18 protein-coding genes are annotated in these 22,728 nt (G+C 67.9%); 11 read left to right on the forward strand and 7 right to left on the reverse strand.

The window, feature by feature from the left end:
- Positions 1–207 precede the first annotated feature (207 nt).
- Entirely contained in the window at positions 208–2,259 is a 2,052-nt protein-coding gene (locus KEG57_RS45040) for a type VI secretion system Vgr family protein (RefSeq protein ID WP_272427238.1), read from the reverse strand.
- A gap of 140 nt (positions 2,260–2,399) precedes the next feature.
- Between KEG57_RS45040 and KEG57_RS45045 the strand changes: the two genes are divergently transcribed.
- The 7 genes from KEG57_RS45045 to KEG57_RS45075 all read left to right on the forward strand — a co-directional run bounded on the left by KEG57_RS45045 (position 2,400) and on the right by KEG57_RS45075 (position 11,851).
- Complete coding sequence (locus tag KEG57_RS45045; RefSeq protein ID WP_272427239.1) at positions 2,400–3,866, forward strand: type VI secretion system Vgr family protein; 1,467 nt, start codon at positions 2,400–2,402, stop codon at positions 3,864–3,866.
- On the forward strand, positions 3,866–4,477 hold the full coding sequence (locus tag KEG57_RS45050) for a COMM domain-containing protein (protein WP_272427241.1): 612 nt from the start codon (positions 3,866–3,868) through the stop codon (positions 4,475–4,477). Before KEG57_RS45045 ends, KEG57_RS45050 begins: the two co-directional genes overlap by 1 nt.
- A gap of 71 nt (positions 4,478–4,548) precedes the next feature.
- On the forward strand, positions 4,549–6,096 hold the full coding sequence (locus tag KEG57_RS45055) for a hypothetical protein (RefSeq protein ID WP_272427243.1): 1,548 nt from the start codon (positions 4,549–4,551) through the stop codon (positions 6,094–6,096).
- 18 nt (positions 6,097–6,114) lie between these two features.
- Entirely contained in the window at positions 6,115–8,547 is a 2,433-nt protein-coding gene (locus KEG57_RS45060) for a DUF2169 family type VI secretion system accessory protein (protein ID WP_272427245.1), read from the forward strand.
- On the forward strand, positions 8,544–10,223 hold the full coding sequence (locus KEG57_RS55960; protein ID WP_272427247.1) for a pentapeptide repeat-containing protein: 1,680 nt from the start codon (positions 8,544–8,546) through the stop codon (positions 10,221–10,223). The genes KEG57_RS45060 and KEG57_RS55960 overlap by 4 nt, the downstream gene beginning before the upstream one ends.
- Before the next feature lie 10 nt (positions 10,224–10,233).
- Entirely contained in the window at positions 10,234–10,779 is a 546-nt protein-coding gene (locus KEG57_RS45070) for a DUF3540 domain-containing protein (protein WP_272427248.1), read from the forward strand.
- 13 nt (positions 10,780–10,792) lie between these two features.
- Positions 10,793–11,851: a S41 family peptidase gene (locus KEG57_RS45075; RefSeq protein WP_272427250.1), complete on the forward strand. Its 1,059-nt coding sequence runs from the start codon at positions 10,793–10,795 to the stop codon at positions 11,849–11,851.
- On the opposite strand, the gene KEG57_RS45080 is transcribed toward KEG57_RS45075, so the two are convergent.
- Genes KEG57_RS45080 through KEG57_RS45090 form a run of 3 tightly spaced genes read right to left on the reverse strand, consistent with a single transcriptional unit; the run spans position 11,852 to position 15,498 of the window.
- Positions 11,852–13,498, reverse strand: coding sequence for a DUF2169 family type VI secretion system accessory protein (locus KEG57_RS45080; RefSeq protein ID WP_272427251.1), 1,647 nt, complete (start codon positions 13,496–13,498; stop codon positions 11,852–11,854).
- Between the two features lie 51 nt (positions 13,499–13,549).
- A complete protein-coding gene (locus KEG57_RS45085; RefSeq protein ID WP_272427253.1) occupies positions 13,550–14,920 on the reverse strand; it encodes an SGNH/GDSL hydrolase family protein in 1,371 nt (456 codons plus the stop codon).
- 11 nt (positions 14,921–14,931) lie between these two features.
- Complete coding sequence (locus KEG57_RS45090; protein WP_272427254.1) at positions 14,932–15,498, reverse strand: hypothetical protein; 567 nt, start codon at positions 15,496–15,498, stop codon at positions 14,932–14,934.
- A 205-nt stretch (positions 15,499–15,703) separates the two neighbouring features.
- Between KEG57_RS45090 and KEG57_RS45095 the strand changes: the two genes are divergently transcribed.
- Positions 15,704–16,903 carry a hypothetical protein gene (locus KEG57_RS45095; protein ID WP_272427255.1) on the forward strand — a complete coding sequence of 400 codons (1,200 nt, stop codon included), beginning with the start codon at positions 15,704–15,706 and terminating at the stop codon, positions 16,901–16,903.
- Here KEG57_RS45095 and KEG57_RS45100 read toward each other — a convergent pair.
- Positions 16,896–18,230, reverse strand: a complete 1,335-nt coding sequence (locus tag KEG57_RS45100) for an ATP-binding protein (protein ID WP_272427256.1) — start codon at positions 18,228–18,230, stop codon at positions 16,896–16,898. The two genes, KEG57_RS45095 and KEG57_RS45100, sit on opposite strands and share 8 nt — an antisense overlap.
- A gap of 112 nt (positions 18,231–18,342) precedes the next feature.
- On the opposite strand from KEG57_RS45100, the gene KEG57_RS45105 reads away from it, so the two are divergent.
- Entirely contained in the window at positions 18,343–18,897 is a 555-nt protein-coding gene (locus KEG57_RS45105) for a hypothetical protein (protein WP_272427258.1), read from the forward strand.
- On the opposite strand, the gene KEG57_RS45110 is transcribed toward KEG57_RS45105, so the two are convergent.
- Positions 18,888–19,196 carry a hypothetical protein gene (locus KEG57_RS45110; protein WP_272427260.1) on the reverse strand — a complete coding sequence of 103 codons (309 nt, stop codon included), beginning with the start codon at positions 19,194–19,196 and terminating at the stop codon, positions 18,888–18,890. The genes KEG57_RS45105 and KEG57_RS45110 overlap by 10 nt on opposite strands.
- A 236-nt stretch (positions 19,197–19,432) precedes the next feature.
- Here KEG57_RS45110 and KEG57_RS45115 point away from each other — a divergent pair, with 236 nt between their 5' ends.
- The gene (locus tag KEG57_RS45115; protein WP_272427262.1) at positions 19,433–20,014 is read left to right on the forward strand and encodes a hypothetical protein; all 582 of its coding nucleotides are present in this window, start codon (positions 19,433–19,435) and stop codon (positions 20,012–20,014) included.
- Positions 20,015–20,041: 27 nt separating this feature from the next.
- Here KEG57_RS45115 and KEG57_RS45120 read toward each other — a convergent pair whose 3' ends face one another.
- Positions 20,042–21,589 carry a beta propeller repeat protein gene (locus KEG57_RS45120; RefSeq protein ID WP_272427265.1) on the reverse strand — a complete coding sequence of 516 codons (1,548 nt, stop codon included), beginning with the start codon at positions 21,587–21,589 and terminating at the stop codon, positions 20,042–20,044.
- Positions 21,590–21,724: 135 nt separating this feature from the next.
- Between KEG57_RS45120 and cysK the strand changes: the two genes are divergently transcribed.
- On the forward strand, positions 21,725–22,708 hold the full coding sequence (gene cysK, locus KEG57_RS45125; RefSeq protein WP_272427267.1) for a cysteine synthase A: 984 nt from the start codon (positions 21,725–21,727) through the stop codon (positions 22,706–22,708).
- Positions 22,709–22,728 lie beyond the last annotated feature (20 nt).

A 22,728-nucleotide genomic window follows, 5' to 3' on the forward strand; every position in this document is an offset into this window, starting at 1 on the left:
GGCAGCGCTGCTGTCTTGGTTGGCAAGGTCGTGGAGGGTCTTGCCACGGGCCGTCCGATAAACCGCCCAGCGCGCGGGTTTTAGGCCCGCGGGCCCGGCCCGGCCAGGTCCGGGGGGGAGGGGGCGGACAGCCCCCAGCAGGGGGGGGGGGGGGGGGGCGGCCCGCCGGGTGGGGGGGGGGCGCCACCCCCCCCCCGCGCGCATCCTTCAGGTGTTGATCTTGACCATCGGGCCGCCCTTGATGATCACGTCGCCGCCTGACGACGTCACGCTCACGACGCCCGAGCCTGCGACCTCGATCGTCGTCGCCGTGATCGTCACCTTGTTGCCTTCGAGCGTGATGCTCGCGCCGCCTGGCGTGCCCAGCGTGATCTTGTCGTGCTCCATCACGTGCGCCGTCGTCGCCCCGCCGCCGCCCTCGCCGGGGGGCGCGATTTGCACCGAGTGCGTCCCGCCGACCATCGTCGAGTCGATCCCGCCGACTTGCGTCGAGCGGTTCACGCCGACCACGACGCTGCGGTTCATGCCCGTCACCTCGCGCTCGCTCGCTTGAACCGACTTCATCAGGTTCTTGCCGATGCTGATGGTCTCGTTGGCCTTCACCGTCTTCGTCCGATCGTTGCCGATCGTGACGTTCTCGTTGCGCTGGATGACCTTCGTCCGATCGTTGCCGACGGTCGTGTTCTCGTCGTTCTTGACGAGTTTGTTGTAGTCGCGTTCGGCCTGGAAACGGACGAGCTCCTTGCCGAGCGCGTCCTCGAACATCATCTCGTTGTAGCCGCCGCTCCCGCCCGTCGAGTTCGAACGCAGACCGCTCTGCGTCTTGTTGTCCGGCAACTTCCACGGCACCTTCTGCAGGTTCGTGAACACGCGGCCCACGATCACCGGCCGATCCGGATCACCGCCGAGGAAGTCGACGAGCACTTCCTGCCCGATGCGCGGCAGGTTCATGCCGCCGTAGCCTGCGCCGCCCCAGGGCTGGCTCACCGGGATCCAGCACGAGCTGTTGTCGTCCATCTTCGACTCGCGATCCCAGTGGAAGTGCACGCGCACGCGGCCGAACTCGTCGCAGTGGATCTCCTCGCCGGCGGGACCGACGACCGTCGCGCTCTCCACGCCGTTCACCTTCGGCCGCTGCATCACGGCCTTCGGGCGGTGCGGGATCTTCGTGCTCTTCGCCTCGCAATGGTGCGTCCATTCGCCCGTCGACGTGCCCGCCATGTGCGACGCGATGATGAGCAGTTGCTTGTCCGACGCGAGATCCGCGCGCGGGTGATCGAGGAAGCTCGTCACCACGCCTGGCCCGAGGTCGAGCACGTTCGTCTGGAACGAGATCGCCGTCCCGCTGCCGCGCTTCGCTTCGAGCCGCTTCTGGGCGAGCTTCGCGCCCTCGGCCTCGTCCGTGCGGGCCTTGCCTTTGTCGTCGGCGGAGGGCGTGTCGTCGCCCTTCTCCGCGCCGAACAGGAACGCGCCCGGCGTGTAGTGGAACCGCTCGAGCTTGTCTTCGAGCGGGATCTCCGCGCCGGAGGCCGTGGCTGCGAGGTTGTACGAGGGCGGCCTGCGGTAATCGACGTCGCGCATCGTGTACTTGCCGGGGCGCACCTTGCGGGCCATGCGCACCACGGTCACGTGCTCGCGATCGGCCGTCGTGGGGTTGTCTCGGAACGCGATCGGCTTGCGGGCCGCGTTCGACTGCGGCGCGTCCGAGAGCACGAGCTTCGACCCCTCCTCGGACGGCTCGAAGTAGAAGCTGATCCCCGCGTCCTCCAGCATGCGGCTGATGAACTGGTAGTCGGTCTCCGCGTACTGCACGCGGTACTTGCGCTTCTTGTAGGCGCCCTTGTCGATCTTGAGGACGGGCTCGATGCCCCACTCGGAGAGCATCTTCACCACGATGTCGGGCTCCGAGAGCTGCTGGAACATGCGGTGGTTCCGGCGCTGCGTCGCGAGCCAGAGCGTGGGCACGATCGAGATGTTGTACGACGACAGGCCCGTCTCTTCCGCGCCGAGCTGCTCGAGCTCGTTGCAGATGCCGGTCCAGATCCGCGGCTGCCCGCCTTCGCCGTGCCCGCCGTGCATCACGAAGCGCGCCGGCTGGCCGACGATGGCCTCGAAATCGACGTTGGGGTTGTCGCTGAGGGCGACGAGGCGCACCTCGAAGAGCTGCGAGATCTTCTCGCTCACCGAGAACTCGCGGACATCGAAGCCATCGCCCGAGGCGAGCTCGACCGAGAGATTGCTGGTTCTTGAGGCGCTCATGACGTCGTCCCGCGCGAAAGGCCCCGGGATCGGGGCGGCACGAGAAGCTAACACGACTGCCACGCCGTCGGGGAGAGGCATTCTGAATGCCCCACCCATCTTGTCTTGACGGTCACGCCGCCATTTGTTGTCCTCTCCCCATGCCCGACGACCTCGTGCACCTCCGGATCGAGTCTGACGATTTCCCCTGCGACGATTTGCAGGTTTTCGAGCTCTCGGGACGCGAATCGCTCGGAAAGCCGTTCGCGCTCTCGATCGGCGTCGCCAGTACGAAGCCCCCGGGGCTCGACCTCGCCCTCGTCGAGGGCGCGATGGCGACGCTCGTATTCGACGTACAGGGCCAGGACGTACGGCGCATCCACGGCATGATCGCCGAGATCCGCGACCGCTTCGACACCGAGGCGAACACCTGTTCGTACGACCTGCTCCTCGTCCCGCGCGCTCATCGCCTCTCGCTCGTGCGAACGCAGGAGATCTTCATGGAGCTCTCGGTCCCCGAGATCATCCAGAAGAAACTCGAGCTCGTGGGGCTCGGCGGGGACGACGTGGAGATGCGGCTCACCGCGACGTACCCGAAGCACGAGTTCGTCGTGCAGTACAGGGAGACCGACCTCGCGTTCGTCTCGCGCCTCGCCGAACACGAGGGCATCACGTTTTTCTTCGAGCACGACGGCGACCGCGACAAGATCGTCTTCACGGACGACAACCAGGGTTTTCCCGTGGCGCCGGGCCACGACCACGCGGTGTTCCGGTCGCGCGGCGAGCGCCGTGACATCTACCACATCGAAGCGACCACGCGCCTCGTACCCCGGGCCCACGTGGTGCACGATTACAACTATCGTATACCGCTCGTCGATCCCACGGGCAGCGCCGACGCGCCGTCCGGGCTCGGTGGCGGTCTCGTCGAGTACGGCGCCCATTGCAAGACGCCCGTGGAAGCTGCGCGGCTCGCAAAAATCCGCGCCCAGGAGACCGAGGCGACGCACCGCGTCTTCAGCCTGGAGAGTGATCTCGGCTGGATCCGCGCGGGCGGCCGCTTCACGCTCGAAGGGCACCCCAAGCTCGGCGACGTGACCTTCGTCGTCACCGAAATCGAGCACGCAGCGCGTCATCCGGTGGCCATCTTCGGCGGCAGGGAAGAGATTCCTTATACGAACACCTTCCGCGCCATCGAGAGCTCCATTCCCTTCCGGCCCCCGCGCGTCACGCCGAAGCCCCGGATCCACGGCATCATCAACGGGGTCGTGGCGCACGAGATGGAAGGTACGGAGAGCCTCTTCGCGCGCATTGACGAGGAGGGCCGTTACCTCGTCCGCATGATGTTCGACACGTCGCAAACCGGCGACCGACAATTCGTCTCGCGTCGTATTCGTATGGCGCAGCCGCACTCGGGCCAGAATTACGGGCATCATCATCCCCTGAAGCCCGGGACCGAGGTCCTCATTGGTTTCATCGACGGCGATCCGGACCGGCCCATCATCCTGCACACTGTGCCCAATGCGCTCACGCCCTCGCCTGTGGCCGCGAATTCTGCGCCGGCGCACCGTATCAAGACGGCGACGGGGATTCTGATCGAGATGAAGGACGCGTTGATCAAGAGCAGCTGATGACCCTCCCCTTGTTTTGCCTCGGTGGCAAAGCCGCGCCCGAGGCGATCGCGGCCGATCTCAAGACCCTCGCGCGGCTGCCGGAGCGAGCCCGCGCGCGATTCTGGGACGCGCTCGGCCCGGCGCTGCCCGATCCTCTGCCGGCCTCGGTCGAGTCTGCGCTCGATACCTTCGCGCGCGCCTTCGAGGCCCCGCGGGACGATCTCGCCCGCGCGCTCAAAGCCTCGCGTTTCCTCGTGCGCGAGGCGTGCGCGCGGGGCCTCGATCGCTCGCGATTCGAGGAAGACGTCGTCGGCCTCGCGGGCGGCCCGCTCTCGCCGGAAGCCGCGGTGATCGCGCCCATTTTGCTCTCGAAGTACGACGCGGTACGCTCGGCCATCGGGGCAGGCGCCTTACGGGATACGCTCACGGATCACGGCGCCGTCGTCGAATCGATCGAATGGCGGGTCGACGCGGTCCTCGCTTCTAGTCGCGGCGACACGGGGGCCGCGAAGATCGCGGTCCTCACGCTCGGCTACCGCGACGGGGATCGTAAAGATCGCATCACGCTGCATCTGTCATCCGAGAAACTCGAAGAGCTCCGGCGGGCATGCGAGCGCATGTCGAGCTGATCATTCGACTTCATAGCTTTACAGCCGGATGAGCGCTCTGTTAGCGTCTCCTCCGTAGGAGGCGCGAGCACATGGCGGACGATGTCTCGGCGGAGGGCAAGTATCTTCTGATTTCGGTGCCCGATTTCGCTGTTGATACGGTGGGACTCAAGCCTGGCCCGCTGGTGCTGGCCGATAAAGAGGATCCCAACTCGAGGAAAATTCCCACGGGTGATCGCAAGGACGAGACCATGAGCTCGTTCCTGCGGCTCGGCGCGTTCCACCAGTCGCCCGAAAACGATCCAGCGGCGAAACGCGCGCTCGCGCTCGCCAAGGTGGCCCTCGAGGTCACGATGGTCCAGGGCGGCCCGGCTCCGGAAGAGGATGAGTTTGGAGCCGAGGTCAACACAGACAACACTGGCGTCGGCAGCATCCCGTTGAGGGGCGAGGACGGCAAGATCCTGACGGACAAGGATGGCAAGGTCCTGACGGAGCCGGATCGGGGCGTTTTCCTCGACGATCAGCGCATCGGCGATCCGCGGTCGAGCTCGACGGACCTCGAGGGGCAATCACGCCCCAGGTCCGAGCGCATGGAGCACAGCGCGGCGCTGCTCACGCGCGGCGGCTGGTGGGATCATACCGACGGCAATCGCATCTCGACGACCTACGGCGACAAGGTCGAGGTGATCCGCGGCAACTACAAGATGGTCGTCATGAGCCGCCAGGACAACCCCGAGGGCGCGGGTGGCTGGGATCTCTCGGGCGGCCACGTCCAGGACCTCGGCCCGGCCTCGATGCCTGGCGCGAGCGTACGCGTGGAGTTCCGGCCCGGCATGTTCGGGCAACGCGGCACCTGGCACCTCGAGAACACGACGAACAACTTCTGCCAGACCAGCGATTACGCCGGCGACTTTTACGAGCACTGGTACGGAAACCACAAGGAGTCCGTCATCGGCTCGGAGTCGCCCGTGGAGTGGCACGAGGAGCTCGAAAAACCCTACGGCAACCCCGCGATCGTGGAGAGGACCTGGGCCAGCAAGATCGAGAGCTACACCGGCAGCTCGACCGTGCGGATCCCCTCGATCCACGAGGAGACGTACGCGGACACGACGAGCTCGACAACGGACGTCAAGCTGAGCATCAGCGAAACCACGTATTGCGACGGCACGATCACCTCCAAGACCGGCCGCGTCGACCGTCCCGTGCCGGCCATGCACGAGGAGACGTACGCGGTGGCGTCGAACAGCCTCACGACCCTCGTCACTTCGAACGCGTTGACGAACGTCGGCGTGCAGATGGAGACCACGATCGCGGGCACGCTCGGTAGCCTCACGCTCGCCGCGGCGCAGGGGGACGTGGAGCTCATCGCCGTGAAGGGCAGCGTGAGCGTCGCCGCGCTCGTCGGCGAGGTCGAGGTGGTTGCGAAAAAGCGCATCGTCACGGTCGGCAACAGCTTCGAGTGGAAGTTCGGCACGCACGAGGACACGGACTCGATGAAGAAGAAGGTCAAGCTGAAGGAGCTCGATACGACGCTCGACCGGCTCCACACGACCCTCATCAACAAGCGGATGAGCATGGACGAGAAGCTCACGGCGCTCGCCATTCATCTCCAGGGGATGCAGGTCGCCATCGGCATGTGACCGGACGGGCGCGCATCGATGCTCACGAAAAACCTCACCCCATTCCTCGTCGGGACGAAGCTCACCTCGCGACGTCCGCCGCAGCCGGAGATGACCGTCGTCGTTCGCGCGACGTACGCCCTCGGGCCCGGCGGCGCGCTCACCGTCGTCGAGCAGCCGATCGATCAGCGGTTCCTCTCGGGAGAAACGTTTGCCGACCATGACGAGGAGCGCACGGGGGAATGCCTCTTCCCCAATGACTTCGCCGATTTCAAGCTGAATGCCGAGGTCCTCCTCAAGGGCCATTGCCACGCGGCCGGCGGGATCCCCTTGACGGAGTGCCTCGTCCGGTTCGCGGTCGGCGGCTGGTCGAAGACGCTCCGGGTCGTCGGGCGGCGCGCCTGGTCCGACAAACTGCCGGGCGCCGTCCCCTCGGCCCCGCTCGGCTTCACGAAATTGCCGCTCACCTGGGCGAACGCCTTCGGCGGTATCGGTTTTCCCGACAACCCCTCGGGCAAGGGGCTCGGCGACGAGCTGCCGAGCGTGGAGTACCCGGACCAACCGGTCCGGAGCCGCGGCGATCGCCCGGTCCCGGCGGGGTTTGGCCCCGTGAGTGCCCAGTGGCCGGCTCGCGCTGGCAAGATCGGCAAGGAGTACGGCAAGGCCTGGCAGGACAAACGCGCCCCGTTTTACGCCGAGGACTTCGACTGGACCCATTTCCACGCCGCGCCCCCGGATCAGCAGCTCCCCGGGTATCTTCGCGGCGACGAGGAGCTCCTCTTCCAGAACCTCTCCCCCACGGAGCCCACGCTGCGCACGCGCCTACCCGGCACGCGTGTCCGCGCCTTCGTGCGGGACGATGCCGGCCGGTTCCGCGAAGTGCCGATGTCGCTCGACACCTTGCTCGCCGACCTCGATCGCAACGTCCTCGAATTGACGTTCCGCGGCGTGATCGAGGTGCGCGAGCACGATTTCGAGGACGTGCGTACGATGCTCGTCGCCCAGGAGCAGCTCGGAACGAAGCCCCTGCCCGAGGCGCATTACCGGGACCTCTTGCTCGCCTTCGAGAAGGATCCGGTCGGGTTTGCCGCGGCCCTGCCGCCGAACTTCGCCGACGTCATCGCCCGCGCAGAGGCCGAGCGCCGCGGCGAGCCTCCCCCCTTGCGAACGGATCTCGACCCCATCTCGGCGAAGATCGATCAGAAGCTCGGCGCGTTCGGCGCGAACATCGTCGAGGAGGTCGGAAAGAGCATCGCGGAGGCGCGCGAAAAGGCAAAGGGGCACCGCGACATCGAGCCCGAGCTCGCGAAGGCAGCAGCCGCCATGGACGACGAGCCGCCCGCCATGATGGTCCGGAAGCCCGGCGTCCTGCCGCCGCAAGGCTTGCGCAAAACCATGCGCGGCGTGCTCGAAGAAGTCGAGAACGTCAAGAAGACCCTCGCGGACAAGGACATCCCCGGGGACAAACGCGAAGAGCTCTCGGCCAAGCTCGCCGCGCTCGAGGCCATCCCCCACGATCCCCGCTGGCAGACGCTCGATCCTGCCTACCGCCCGCCGACGGGCCCCATTTCGACGGACGAACCCGGGCCGGGGCGGGATCTCTCCGAGCAGGACCTCACGGGGCGCGATTTGCGTGGCCTCGATCTGCGCGGCGCGAACCTCGAAGGCGCGATCCTCACGCGCGCCGACCTCTCCGGCGCGGATCTCTCGGGCGCGAACCTGCGTGACGCCGTGCTCTTCAAGACGAACCTCGAAGGCGCACGCCTCGCCTCCGCGGACCTCCGGCGCGCGAACCTCGCCCGCGTCCGCGGAAAGAGAGCCGACTTCACGGGCGCGTCCCTGGAAACCGCTTTCTTCGAGGACGCCGACCTCGAAGGCGCCACGCTGGCGAATGCGAGCAGCCCTTATGCGATCTTCACGCGGACGAACCTCGCGGGCGCCCGCGCCGAGCGCGCCGATTTCGATCACGCCGATTTCACCGAGGCCACGGTCGAGGGCGCCTCGTTCGAGCGTGCCTCGTTCGTCTCCGCGCTCCTGTCGCGTCTTCGTGGGAGGAAAGCGCGGCTCACGGGCGCGCGGCTCACGGGCGCGAGCTTCAAGGACGCGCACCTCGTCCTTGCCTCGCTCGCGGATTGCTTCGGCGAGAAAGTGCTCCTCGAAGGCGCGAACCTCGAAGACGCCGATCTCTCCCACGCCGATCTCCCGGGCTCGTTTTTCACCCGCGTCTCCGCGACCGCGGCCTCGTTCGTCCGGGCAAACCTCCCCGGGACACGTTTCTACAAGGCGAAGCTCGAGGGTGTGGACGCGACACAGGCCAATTTCTTCCAGGCTGATTTCTCGAGGGCGGTCGTGAGCCGGACGAAGTTCGTGAAGGCAAACCTCTACGAGGCGAATTTCACCGCCGCGCAGGGCAAGGACGCCGATTTCAACGGCGCGAACCTGAAGCGTTCCACCCTGGAGCGTGGCGCGTGAACCCGGCCGAGCTCGCCGCACGCCTCCGCTCGGGGGAAAACTTCGAAGGCGCCTCGCTCGACGGCGTCGACCTGCGCGGGCAGGACCTCGGCGCCGCGCGGCTCGCGAAAGCAAAGCTCACGAGGATGCGGCTCGACGGTGCGATCCTGCGCGGCGCCGACCTCTCGGAGGCGCGGATCGTCGAGACCTCGTTCGCCGATGCCGACCTTTCGGGGGCGAACCTGAAGGACACGGGGCTCCTCCGCGTGAGCTTCGAGGGCGCGAACCTCACCTCGGCCTATCTGCGAAACGCCGCGATGTCGCGGGCGAACCTCGCGCGCTCGCGCCTCGCGGGCGCGGATCTCACGGAGGCCGTATTCGAGGACGCCGACCTCTCGGGCGCCGATCTGAAGGGCGCGGTGCTCGTCCGGACAACCCTCCTCGGGGCGAACCTCACGGGCGCGCTCCTCGGCGGCGCTCGCCTGGAGCAGGCCGTCCTCGCGGGCGCGAAGCTCGTCCGGGCAAACCTCGAGGGCGCGACACTCGACATGGTGATCTTCCGCGAGGCCGATCTGCGCGGCGCGAGGCTGCCGAGGTCGCTCTCGAAGTGCCAGCTCGACCAGGCGATCCTGAGCGCGCGGGATCGGCTCCGCGAGGATGGGACCACGCTCCCCGCCGAGGAAGGCGAGGCCGAGCGCGCGGATCTCGCGGGCCGAGACCTCTTCTTCGCGTCGCTGCGCGGCGTCTGCCTGCGCGACGCGCGCCTCTCGGGGGCGAACCTCGAAATGACGGATCTCTCGGGCTGCGATCTCACGGGCGCGGACCTCGCCGGCGCGAATTTGAAGCGCACGATCCTCCAGGGCGCCAAGCTCGTGCTCGTCAACCTCGCGGGGCAAGACCTCGAAATGACCGCGCTCACCGAGGCCGACCTCTCCGGCGCGAACCTCGAAGGCGCGCGGCTCGTGATGACCCAGCTCGATCGAGCCGTCCTCGCGGGGACGGTGCTCTCGCACGCGTTCTTGTGGGGCGCGAGCGTCCGCGAGGCGAACCTCGAAGGCGCGAAGATCGAGCGGACGACGTGGAAGACTGTCGATTTCGGCGGCATGGATCTCCGGAACCTGCGCCTCGCGGGCCTCTCCATGCACCGCTGCTCGTTCTTCAAATCGAACCTCCGCGGCATGAACCTCGCCGGCTGCGATTTTACGCATGCGGATTTCACGGACGCGGATCTGTCCGGCGCGAAGCTCACGAATGCCACGGCCACGCAGGCCTGCTTTGCGCGCACGCGGCTGGAAACGACGGATCTCTCGGGGTTGCAAGCGAAAGGCGCGTTTTTCGGGGACGCGGCGGCGTCGGGGGCGCGCTTTACCGGCGGGCGGCTCCGGCATGCGACGTTCACCGGGGCGGAGGCGGGCTTCGCCCATTTCGGCGGCGCGGACCTGCGCGAGACGCTCTGGGTGCGCTCGAAGGCGAAAGGCGCGATCTTCGGCGGGGCGAAGCTCTCCCACGCCGACTTCTCCCACGCCGACGTGCGCGAGGCCGATTTCTCCACGACGAACCTCTCCCACGCCAACCTGCACAACGTCCGGGATTCGGGCGCGCTCTTCGTGGGCGCGAACCTGCTCGGCGTCCGCCGCACCGATGTCGACCGGCTCGAAGCGGAGGCCTACAGGCCCCCGCCGCGCGAAGGAGCTTGAAGGAGACCCCATGTCGAACGTAGCGCGATTGCGTTTCGAGGAAACCGCGGACAAGGGCCTCTACCTCGGCCCGGCGACGGTCGCGTCCGTCCGCCCCGCCGAAATCGAGATCGACCTGCCAAAAGGCGGCAAGGTCCACGCGCGCCTCGCCCTCGCGTATGCATACGAACCCGTCCCCGGCGACGAGGTGCTCGTCATCGGGAACGCCGAGGGCCACTGGATCATCGGCGTCGTGCACGCGCGAGGCCCCGCGGTCCTGCATTTCCCCGCCGATGCCGAATTGCGCGCCGCGGGGACGCTCCGGATCGCCGCGGATCGCGGGGTCGAAATCGCCGCGCCCGAGCTCTCCGTGACCTCGAAGAAGATCCGCACGATCGCCTCGGAGGTCGTCCACGCGTTCACCACGCTGCGCCAGCGCGTCACGGAGCTCCTCAGTGTGCAAGCGGGACAAACGCACACGGTCGTCGAGGGCTCGATGCATTCGCAGGCGAAGAGCGCGACGATACTCACCGAGGAAAAAGTCTCGATCAACGGCAAGGAAGTCCACCTGGGCTAGGAGGCGCTCTGCCATGCTCCCTGCATCGAACCGTGGCGCCGGGATGAATTTCGGGTTTCCGGACGTCTGCCTCACGCCGACGCCGGTCGGCCCCGTCCCCATTCCGTATCCGAACATCGCGATGAACGCGCAGGCCTCGGTGTTCTCGCCGATCGTCAAGGTCTCGGGCGTCCACGCGCTGAACCTCGGATCGATGATCGCCATGACCTCCGGCGACGAGGCCGGCACGGCGCACTGGACCGTGAAGGGCCCGGGCAAGTACATCATGGGCAATCCGATCGTGTTCGTCGACAAGATGCCCGCGATCAATCTGACCTGCCCGACGATGGGCAACACGGGGAACAACGCCCTCGGCGCCGTCGTGGTCCCGAGCGCCGTGAACGTGTTTTACGGATACGCACAATCCCCGGCCGCAGCCTCGCCGGACAGCGTCTCGGCCACACGCGCCGCGGCTCTCGGTGACGCCATCCTCGGCCGCGCAGGCACGGCGCCGCTCGCGGCCGCGATGCTCGACGACGGAATCGGATACGTGCGGGTCGCGCTCGTCACGACGGACATCACGAGCCGCTTTCACGTGGCGGCGCGAAACCTCGAAGCCGAAGGCGCGCGGGCGCTCGTCCTCGATCTCGCGGGCTGCCCGGGCGGGGACGTCGACGCGCTCGTCGCGTGGGCGGCGACGTTCCTCGACGCGGGCGCGGAGATCGTCCGGATCGAGGACGCCGAAGGGGACGAGCTCATTCGCCGCGCCGCATTGCCGGCGGCGTACACGATGCCACTCGTCGTGCTCGTCGACGGTGGGACGGGCTCGGCCGCGGAGATCCTCGCTGCGGCGCTGAAGGCGCACGGCCGCGCCCTCGTCCTCGGCCAGCGGACCCACGGAAAAGGCAGCGCGCAGCGCCTCGTCCCGGGCGAGGAGGATTCGTTCGCTTATCGCACGGCCGTGCATTCCACGGGGCCGGGCGGGATTGCGATCGACGGCGTCGGCGTCGAGCCCGATCTCGTCCTCGACGGCGAATTCGGCCCCGCGTGGCTCGCGGCCGCGTGTGACGCGGCCCGCGCCCGTCTGTCCTGACTAACTCTTTTTCTTGGGCGGCCCGAACCCGCCGTACAGCGACTTGTTGACCGCCGGCTTCGGCGGGATGCGCGGCGGCGGGGGTTTGGGGATTTCGACCTTCGGCTCTTTCGGGCTTTCTGCCCACGGATCGGTCCGCGCGGGGCGCGGCGGCTCCGGGGGAGCCGCCGCAGCCGGAGCTGCTTTCGGCGCGTCCGGCTCGGGGCTCGGCGCGCGCGCGCTCGGCGGCGGGGGCGGCGGTTCGGCGGCCGCCCCCGAAAAATGGAGATTCGCCAAATCGGCCGTGAACGAGAGCGCCCGCGTCACTTCTTCGACGATCGGCATCGGTGCGACCTCGGCGGGCCCCCCCGACCAGGGCGCGCCCGGAATGGGAGCCCCCGCAGCCGTGGGCGACGTGGTCTTGGGCCCGCCTGCAAACGGAATCGCGGGCTTGTGCTGCGCGGCGACCGCCGCGTCCCCGTCGAGGGCGAACGTCCCTTCGAACTGGTTTTGAGGACGCCTTTGCGCAAATGGAATGGGCTCGGAGCTCGGCACGATATCCTCGAGCACCATCGTCGATTCGCTCTCGCCGCGCGACCACGTATCGCTCCGGGCCGTGGTCGTGGCCAGGTCGTCGACCGTGGTGACCAGGGGTTGCCCTTTCTTTTCCGGCATTGGCGGCGGGGTCAAGAGGTGCGCGAGCGGGCGGCCCTCGGTCTCGATGCCGCCCGCGATCCGCAACGTGCCGAGGGCCCGCTCGTCGTCGAGGGGCACGACGACGCGACAAACGAGCGAGCACCGCAGCGTGTCGGCGTCGATGCGCAGGATGTCGGGCCGCATCGCAAGGGTGCGCGCCGCCTCGGGCGCGCCCGGCGATAGACCGAAGAGCGTCACGAGCCCCCGCGCGGTGGGCAGGCGCGACGAGATCCGCGGATGCTCCGGGTGCAGTCCTTCGAGCACGATCCATTCGTTGCCCACAAGCGATTCGATCTGCTGATCGTGCGGCGCGGACTGGAAATACGTCCAATCGAAATCGGCCGGAATTTCCGGCACGGGATGATCGAGCGCCATGGGCGCGAGCGAGCCGAGGAGCGATTTTCGTTGCGCAAGCGCGCGCGAGATCGGCCCGAATCCCGCGACGAGGCTCCCGTCCGTCGGATACACCACATTCGGCGGCGCGGATCCGGGCGCTTTCCCCGTCCCGTGCGGGTTCGGCCGGAAACCGATGCCACCGAGCGCGCGCTCGTACACGAGGGGAATCTTGTCGAAGGGCGTGATCTCGGCGCCTTTGCGATCGCCGTAGACGTGCAGCGTCTTGTCGAGCAGCGCGTGGCCATGGAAGACGGCGAGGCGCACGGCCTGCCGGGTCACGGTGGTCCCCGCGGGCGCGCAGGCGTGCCCGGAAAGCACGATATCGACGCGCGGCAGGTGCGGTACGATGTCGCTCGTGGCGCGAATGCTGCGGGTTGGGTTGTCGCGGTGGTGCATCTCGGCGCGGAACAGCTCTTCCGGGGCGACGGGCTGCATCGGCGCGCCGGAGACGAACTGGAACGTGGCCTTGAGCACGCACGTAACGTGGAGCTTTCCAGCGTGACGAAAAACGGTCGTTCCCCCCTTCGACGGTCCGACGGTCGTGATGGGAACGGGCCTATGGGCAACGAGGGCCATCGACGCGGAGCGTATCACGAGCCTGGCCGATGGGGCCGGGGATTCGCCCGTTCAGTCGACCGCGACCACGGTCAAGAGGTAGGGCCCGGGCAAAGGCCCGGACGCGCTCACGTAGGTATCCGCGGAGATCCAGTAGGTCCCCGGCCCTGCGTTCACGTCGAGCACCTTGTCGGCGCGCGAGACGCAAAGCCCAGAGCCGCCCGGATCCTCCATGAAGTGCACGTCGATATCGACGCCGGCGGCGTCGAACACGCGAATGCGCAGGTTCGTCGGCTCGGTCAGCGTGAGCCGGTAGACGACCTCGGATCCGCCCTCGTCAACGGGGCTGCACGAATACACATTCGCGATCGAGGTCTTGCTCGCGGCGGTGTCGCGATCGTCAACAAAGGGGAGTGCGTCGATCTCGAAGGGGCTCTCCCACGTCCCCTCCCCCGCGAGATCCTTCGGCCGCGGTTCGGGCGCCTCGCCTTCGAGCAGGAAACGCCGGGCGCGATCGAGCGCCTCGATTGTGAGCAGGTTTCGCCGGTTCATCCCCTCGCCGAGGCCCGCGGCGTCGAACCAGCACGCGTGCACGCCGCCCTGCGCGAACGATTCCAGGTGAATGCCGTCGCCGGCGAGGCCATACTCGGATAGCTCGGCGAGCGCGCCGAAGAGGTCCATGAGCGGCGCTTGTCGGGCCTGGGCCACGGCGCGGACGATCGCATTCATCTCGGGGACGAGCGCGCGGGCCTCGTCGGTATCGTCGCGCGGGGGCAAGGTCGTGAGCCATGGGACGACGCCGGCCGCGGCGAGCTCGTCGACGACGCGGAGGAGATTTTGCGCGAAAGGCTCGACGCCCTGCGGATAGGTATCGTTCGTGCCGAGCAGGACGACGGCGAAAGCAGGCGTGATGGCGGCGATCTCCTGGGCGAGCGGCGAGGGATCACCGGCGAGGACGGCCCCCGAGGACCAACCGACCTTCGCAGCGAGGGTCGTCCGTTCGAACGAGGATTTCGCCGCATCAGCAAGGTCTTTCCCGAAAAACGCGCGCGTGGGCTCGAGGGCGGCGCTCGGGCCCCACTGGATGTCATTGCCGCCGAAGCACGTCAAGAATCCGGTATTGACGGTATTCGAATCGCCGACCTTGGCGAAGACGGTCGTACGGCCAGGGCTCGTGGCGAGAATGCCTTTCCATCGCTCGACGACGGCTTTCGAGAGGGGCGAATGCCGCAGGCCGTGCGGATATCGGATCGCACCGGACGGTTCGGGCACGCTTCCGCCGCCGCCGCTGCCGCTTCCGCCGCCGCCTCCGTCTCCGCTACCGCCTCCGCCTCCGCTTCCGCTGCTGCTCGTTGTGGCCGGCGACGAACCCTGTCCGTCCGCGGAACAGGCAGCGATGAGCAGGACGAACGGCAGGGCGAGGGCCGGACGTATCGCGATCATGACCGGAAAGACTACTTCTTCGCGCGATGCCACGCGAGCCACAACCGCGCGATCTCCGAAAGCGACGCCTCGTCCGCGAGCGCCGCGTCATCTTCGAGCAGCGCGAGGATCTGCGTCGCCGTGACCCTGTTATACTCGTCGAACGCGCCGTCCTTCGCCCACGCCGAAAGCCTCGCCGCGATCGGCGCCGCGCGCCCCGACTCCTTGATCGATCGCTCTACCTCCACGTGCTGCCCGTCCACGTCCTTTGCGAGTCGGCCGTACACGAGTCGAATGGGTTTGGCCTGGCGCTCCGCCTGATCGTACATGGTCTGGAATTGCGCCATCCCCGGCCAGGACCAGCGCGGGTTCGCGTGGGGGCTGCGCGGAAAGCGCGGGCGCTCTTCGGCCGTGATGATCGGCGCCTCCGGCAGCTTCTTCCCGCTCGTGCTCCGCGAAGGCGCACACTCGAGCCCCGCCACGACCGCGAGCGCCGCGCCCAGGACGAGCGCGATCCGCGCGACGCCGGCCCTGCCGTGGGCCTTCCGCGTCTCGCCCGCCGGCCCCTCGCCCTGCCCCCTGCCCTCGCGCTCGTCCATGCCCGAACCTCCGTCCGATCCACCCAGCGGCAGCCGGGCCGAAGACCTCTGACGCCCGAGGAACCGCGAGGGTTCCTGAAAAAGATCCGTCCGAGCTCTCCCGCAGCCGGAAAAACCATGCCCGCCACGCTTGTGCCCCGCCAAGCCCTTCCGCTAAGCTCCGCGCCCGCCGGCAGGACGCCGGTAAAACCACCTGGAAGAAGTCATGATCCATCTCCGCAAAGCTCTACCGCTCCTCGCCCTCGGCCTCGGGCTCGGGTGTGGTGGCGCATCGCAGACCGGCCAGGGCGCCGGCCCGACGGGCCCCGTCTCCACGCAACAGCGCATCGTGAACACCAACCCCGTCGATCTCGGCGTTTGTTTCCAGCAAGCGCCCGCCCTGCCGGAGAAGATCAACAGCGAAGTGCTCACCGGCCTGCTCGTCGCGGCCCGGCCGTTCGTCATGGAATGCCTCGTCGACCCGAAGAACCGCGGCCCCGCGGACGAGACGAGCCTCGCCCTCAAGACCACCCTCTCGGGCGGCAAGCTCGCGCACGCCATCACGGGCCAGAACATCACGCCCACCGGCGAGCAATGCATCAAGGCCGCCGTCGACAAGTTCGCCGCGACCGCCCCCGAGTGGGAGAAAAAAGCCACGGCCGCGAGCAACGTGACGGCCGAGGTGCAATACAAGCACATCGCCAGCGTGATGCCCTCGGTCAAGATGGGCGTCAGCGAAGCCTCCGACGTGGCCGGCACGATCCGGCTCGTGCAGGGCAGCTTCTGCGATTGTTATGCGCCGTGGAAGAGCGCGGATCCGGTGGTCCTCACGGCCCAGGTCAAGCTCACGCAGACGAGCGCGCCGGCCGTGACGATCAAGCCGCCGACGGACCCGAACGGCACGCAGGTCGCCACGTGCCTGCAGCCGAAGGTCGCCGCGCTCCCGCTCAAGACGACGTCGACCGAGCTCACGGTCCCCTACACGTTCATGTTCGTGAGCTCCGCGCGTGACGGCCTGTTCCAGGGCGCGCCACCCCCGATCGCGTTCGCGCAGTACGAGCTCGTGCGCAACCAGCGCCTCGCCGCGGGCGTCATCGCCATGGGCACGCGCACGCAGGCCGCTGAGGCGTACGACGCGCTCGTGAACAAGTACAAGAAGGACCCGGCGAGCGTGACGCTCGAGCAGCTCAAGAACGGCTGCGGGGCGCTCACGCAGGCCGACGACACTTACATCGCCACGCTCCAGAAGCAGCTCGAGCTCGAGCAGAGCGCCCTCGCGATGTTCACCGATTTCGCCGCGAAGGATGCCGCCTGGGCGGCCGTCAAGGACGCCACGCAGGGCAACGTGGACGAGACGAAGAAGGACATCGAGAACGGCAAGAAATTCAAAGAAGCCGATCTCGCGGCCTGCCCGAAGGTCAAGTAGCCCCGCCTCCCCCCGACCCTCGAAATTTCAGCCGGAACGCCGTGGCGTACGTCTCCACCGGAGGCGGCGTCACGCTCGCGTTCGTCGCGATGATCTGCGAGGCCCACATCCGCTCGGCCACGCCGCACGCATCCTCGAGCTCACGCCCCGACCGACCCTCGGCCTTTTCCGCGAGCGAACGAAGCTCCTCCGGGCCGAGGTGCTTCGCATAATAGGCGAGGATGGCCGCCCGCTCCTCCGCGTCGGGCAGCGGGAAATGGACGAAGAGGTTGAACCGGCTGAGGAGCGCCGGATCCAGGTCGTCCTTGCGGTTCGTCGCGCCAATCACCACCACGTTGCTCGTATCGACGAGCCCCTGCATCTGGCGGAGCAACACCGAGAGGATGCGCCGCGTCCCCTCGTGCATGGCCCGCTCGCGCGAGCCGGCGAAGGCGTCGATCTCGTCGAGGAAGACGATGCTCCGCGAAAGCGCGCCGGCCCGGTCGAAGATCGCGTCGAGCCTTTTTTCCGACTCGCCGAACCATTTGCTCATGATCGACTCGACGGGCACGTAAACGAGCGGGATCCCGCTCTGGCTCGCAATGACGCGCGCCATCGTGGTCTTGCCCGTGCCCGGCGGCCCCTCGAACAGGACGGCGCGCGGGACGCTCGCGCCCGGCCGCGTGCGGGCCATTTCGCCGACGGCCATGAAGATCTCGGGGTGGAGGAGCGGCAGCACGATGGTCTCGCGCACCTCGCGCTTCGTGCGCTCGTAGCCGGCGATGCGGTCCTCCGAGAACGCGGGGCTCGCCTCGAAGACCACGGCGCCGAGCTCGGCGAGCTTTTGCTTGGGCGAGCTCGCGTTCGCCGCGTCGCCCGTATGAAAGGCATACTTGCGCAGGACGTCGAGGATGCAATTGACCTCCTCTTGCAGGAGGAGCGCCTCTTTTTCGAAATGAATCGCGCCGTGCCCCTTCGGATCGAACCGGAACGTCACCTTCATCGGCGGCGGGAGCTCGGGCCCCTCGCCCGGTTTCCGACGATCGGCCATCCGGCGATCGAAGGGGCTGTGGTGATCGGCGACGACCGTGACCCCGAAATAGCTGCGGCGGAACTCCGAGAAGTACCGGAAGTACTGCGCGAGCACGTCGACGGTCGGGAAAAACGCCTCCTTGGGGAGGCTCTGGAACGAGAGCTCGACCGTGATCGTGGATTTTTTGTAGGAAATGACCGGCAGGTGCGCGTTCACGAGCTCGGGGCTCGCGGACGCGAGGCACGCGACGGCGCCCGTGTCGAGTTGCTGCTTGATCTGGTCGTACGGGAGAAGCTGCAAGGCGGTATCGGGCATCTTCGTGTTCCAGCCGCGGGATGAAAGCGCCGGGACGCCTGCCTGTCAAATGGAAGGAGCGCGCAGTGTCCTTCGGACGGAACCGGCATGGAAATTGGTATGCCGAGGGGACATGTACGAACACGGAACGCGCGGCGCCGCCGCAGCCATCTTGCTGATTTCGTTCGCCTCCCAGGCCCAGCCGGTCCGCGACGCCGAGGTGCCGGGCGCCCACTGCTTCACGAGCCTCGGCGTCCGCTTCGACGCCCCCGGCGCGATTCCCGGCGGCGAAAACCCCGATCGTATCGAGCTTTTCCTCGACGGCAAACCCTGCATCGAGATCACCCCCGCAGGCCGGGCATGCGAGATGCGAGCGCCGCCGGATGCGGTGTGCGACGTCATTGCCCCGCTCTCGATCGCCGAGGGATGGTGCCACCTCGCCGAGGACGGCTCGTGGAGCGCCAATTTCCAGGTCCTCTCGACCCGCTTGCTTGCCGACGACGTGACCCACGCGCTCACGGCATACGTCGCGACGCCCGCGGGGACCACGGTGCGCGAGGCGCCCGTCGACGTGTCGCGTTACCATCCGCGAGGCCCGAACGGGGCAGCTTCGGTCACGTGTTTCCAGGGCAACGCCGCGTTCCGAGGCTCGGCGGCCGCCCTGCAAAAAGACCCGAATCAGGGCTGAACCGAGCGCGTCGTCGCCTCCACGTCGACGCCGACCCTGTGCTCGGGCCTGCACAGAAGGACCGCGCAGAGCGTCTCGCAATTGAACGGCCACCATCGATAGTCGCCGCGCAGACACCCGCGCATGCACCGCGCGCACATCGTCGGCTCGGCGACGAGGGTGCCTCGGGCCTCCGAGGTCCCCGCGCGCGCCTCGCTCCTCGGCGCGCCCCGCTCCTCGGCGCGCGCCGAGGCCCCCACGAAACTGCACATCATTCCGATCATGCAGGCCAGCATCGTCCCACCCATGCGGCTTCTCATGGCTCACCTCGATCGTTTCCTTGGGTGAGGAAATGCCGTGTCAATGGAAGGCGCCCTCGAATCGCCTCCCTCCTCGCCCGATTTGCCAAGCGCGCCATACCTGCGCTGTGCCGTTCCTGATCACGCGGGCGCCGAATGCACGCAAAGGGAACGGTACGCGCCGTGCTCGACAAAGGAAATGGGGGGATTCGCTCGTCTCCACGAGCTCCCCCCCGAGCGTGAAAGGGAGCAATCATATGTGGACCAAGGGATTCGCGTTGCTCGGGCTCGCCTTCGGCGCCGCGATCATGGGGAGTGCCTGCGTGGCCGGCGAACCGACGGACGACGAGCGCGATGCGGGCCTGCCCCTCACGGCCGCGGAAGAAGAGGACCTCGGGGCTGCGGAGGACGATCTCTCCATCCAGGACTTCGCGCGGCTCCCGCGTTGCGGCGGATTCGCGGGATTCCGCTGTCCCGCCGGCCTGCGGTGCATCGATCTGCCAGGGGACGATTGTGATCCGGCCCGAGGCGGCGCGGATTGTATTGGCGTGTGTGTTCGGGGGGGACCCACAGCGGCTCGCTGCGCGAACCCGCGGCGAACCTATATCTCGCGAGACCCGGCCCAGTGCGCGGCCATGCTGTTCCGCTGCGAGCCGGGGTTCAGGCCCTTCTCCGACGAATGCGGCTGCGGCTGCCTGAGGGTCGGCGGCCCGGGAGGGGGCCCCGGGCGCGTGCGCTGCAGGGAAAACATTTGCGGACCCGGCGAGTACTGTTGCAACGAGAGCTGCGGGATCTGCGCGCCGATCGGCGGCTTCTGTACGCAGGAGTTCTGCCAGTAGCGGACGCGATTCCCTCCCCCCATTCCGTCAGGGCCAGTCGACGTCCTTCTTCACCTGCGGCTCGTGGCAGAACACGCGGGGCGTCATCTTGGGGTTTGCCTCGGCAAACGCCTTCACGATCGCCTCGGCCTGCTCGATGTTTGCCGCCTTCGCGCCCACGAAGAGGCTCCGGCCGTCGTCCTCCACGACGAGTTTCGCGCCGTCGAACTTCTTGCCCTCGAAGGATTTCTTCACCGCGGGGAATTCCTTCGGGATCGGCGCCGCGCTCGGGCCGATCGAGAAGAGGTGGGCATAGGGTTTCACGCAAAGCGGCGTCGCGAGGTAGCGGAAGTTCGACTTCAACGTGTCCTCGGCCTCCTTGTCGGAGGGCATCGTCATGGGTTTGTCCACCTTCGCCGAGCGAAGCAGGTACCCCTTGCCGCCCGCCCTGCCGGCGACCCACACGTCGCTCGTGGTGCGCGCATACACGTACAAGGGCTCGAAGTTCTCGAGCTTCTTCGGCATGGCCACGAGCTCCCACGCGCCGCCGGCTTTCTTGGTGTACAAACCATCCCCGAAGGACGCGAGGAGCGTGCCGCCGTCGATCGCGACGATGCGGTGGATTTTCTTCGCGGAGGGCGCCTTTTCGAGGGCCCACGCCTTGCCGTCCCAGTGCGCGAGGTACGGCGCGTCGCCCGCGTTTCCGTACACCCAGGCGTCCGTGGCGGAGACGGCCACGACATCGGCGATCGTGAGCTCGCCGGACGGCGCCGGGAGCGGATCCACGGTGCCGCGCGCTTTCTTCGGCTCCCAGCGCTCGGCCATCGGCGCGCCTTTTCCGCCTGCGTCCTGGCACTCGAAGCCGGCCGCGAAGGCCTCGCCCGTGGGCGTGCCGGCGAGCGTATACGTCGGCTCGGGGGCCATCTTCACCTTGCAGCTCTTGTCGTCCTCGGGCGGCGTGTCGCCCGCGCCCTCCTCGCCGCTCTCGGCCTTCGCCGCGGCTTTCTGCGACGGGAAGGGCGCAGGAATGACGCCGCCCTTGCCGCCGACGAGGGCAAACCGGATGTCGTTCGAGGGCATTTTGATGGCGGCGACGACGCTCTCGCCGATCACCGCGACGTCGAGCACGTCCTCGTCCTCGCGAAGGATCGTCTGCGGCTCCCAACGACCGCCGAGGGAATCGAACCATTTGTAGGCCTTGGGTTTGTTCTCGGCGCTGAGGGCCATGATCCAGGCCGACTTCGGCCACTCGCCGCCGACAACGTAGGAGACCTCGCCCTTCTTGAGGCCCTTCATGAACGCCGGATCCTGCACGAGCGGCCCCTCGCCGAGCGGGAGGTAGAGATTCGAGACGCTCAAGACCGCGCCGCCCTGGAGGGGCGTGATCTCGACCCCGTCCGGCGCTTCGAGCACGATCGAATACGCGCTCGTTTCCACGGGCGCAGCGGCGGCGGCGCTCGCCGTGGGCGCGGGCGCGGCCGCCGAGGTCGCCGCCGGCGCGGCCGAGCCTGCCGGCGCGGGCGCCGGATCCGAGGATTTTCCGCAGGCGGAAAGGAGGAGCGCGGCGACCGGGACGAGCAAGTCTATCTTGTGCATGGATTCTCTGGGTTATGGGCCGTACGGCGGGAGCTTTCGCGCGTCAAGCGAAGGAGGCGCGCGTCCGCTTCCTTCGTACCCCTTCGCGCCGAGAGAGCCCCCGAATCGCGGCGAGCGTGGTAGAGTCCGCGCCCCATGGCGCGTATCTACGAAGACAACTCACGCAGCATCGGGCGCACGCCGCTCGTCAAGATCAACCGCCTCACGGCGGGCGCGCGCGCGACCGTGTTGGCCAAGATCGAGGGCCGAAACCCCGCCTACTCGGTCAAATGCCGCATCGGCGCGGCGATGGTGTGGGACGCCGAGGAGCGCGGCGCCCTCCGGCCGGGCATGTCGATCGTCGAGGCCACGAGCGGCAACACCGGCATCGCGCTCGCGTTCGCCGCGGCGGCGCGTGGCTATCAGTGCGTGCTGACGATGCCCGAGACGATGAGCATGGAGCGGCGCAAGGTGCTGGTCGCGCTCGGCGCGCAGATCATCCTGACGCCAGGGCCGCTCGGTATGAAGGGCGCCATTGCCCGCGCCGAGGAGCTCGCCGCGACCCAGCCCGACAAGTACGTGCTGATGAAGCAGTTCGAGAACCCGGCGAACCCCGCCATCCACGAGAAAACCACGGGCCCCGAGATCTGGGAGGACACGGACGGCGCGGTCGATGTCTTCATCAGCGGCGTCGGCACGGGCGGCACGCTCACCGGCGTGTCGCGGTACATCAAGCAAACGAAGGGCAAGAAGATCCTGACGGTCGCCGTCGAGCCCGTGCACTCGCCCGTCATCTCGCAGACGCTCGCCGGCCAGGACGTGAAGCCCGCGCCGCACAAGATCCAGGGGCTCGGCGCGGGGTTCGTCCCGCGAAACCTCGATCTGTCGCTCGTGGATCGGGTGGAGACCGTGACCAACGACGAGTCGATCGCGATGGCGCGGCAGCTCGCGCGCGAGGAGGGCATCCTGGCGGGCATCTCGTGCGGGGCGGCGATGGTCGCGGCGCTCAGGCTCGCGAACGATCCTGCGTTCGAGGGCAAGACGATCGTGACCGTGCTGCCGGACGCGGGCGAGCGGTACCTCTCGACCGCGCTCTTCGAGGGCATGTTCGAGGCCGTGGAGAAGGCGACGGCCACGTGAAAGAGGGTTCGGGGGCGTAG

The organism is Polyangium jinanense, from assembly GCF_028435365.1.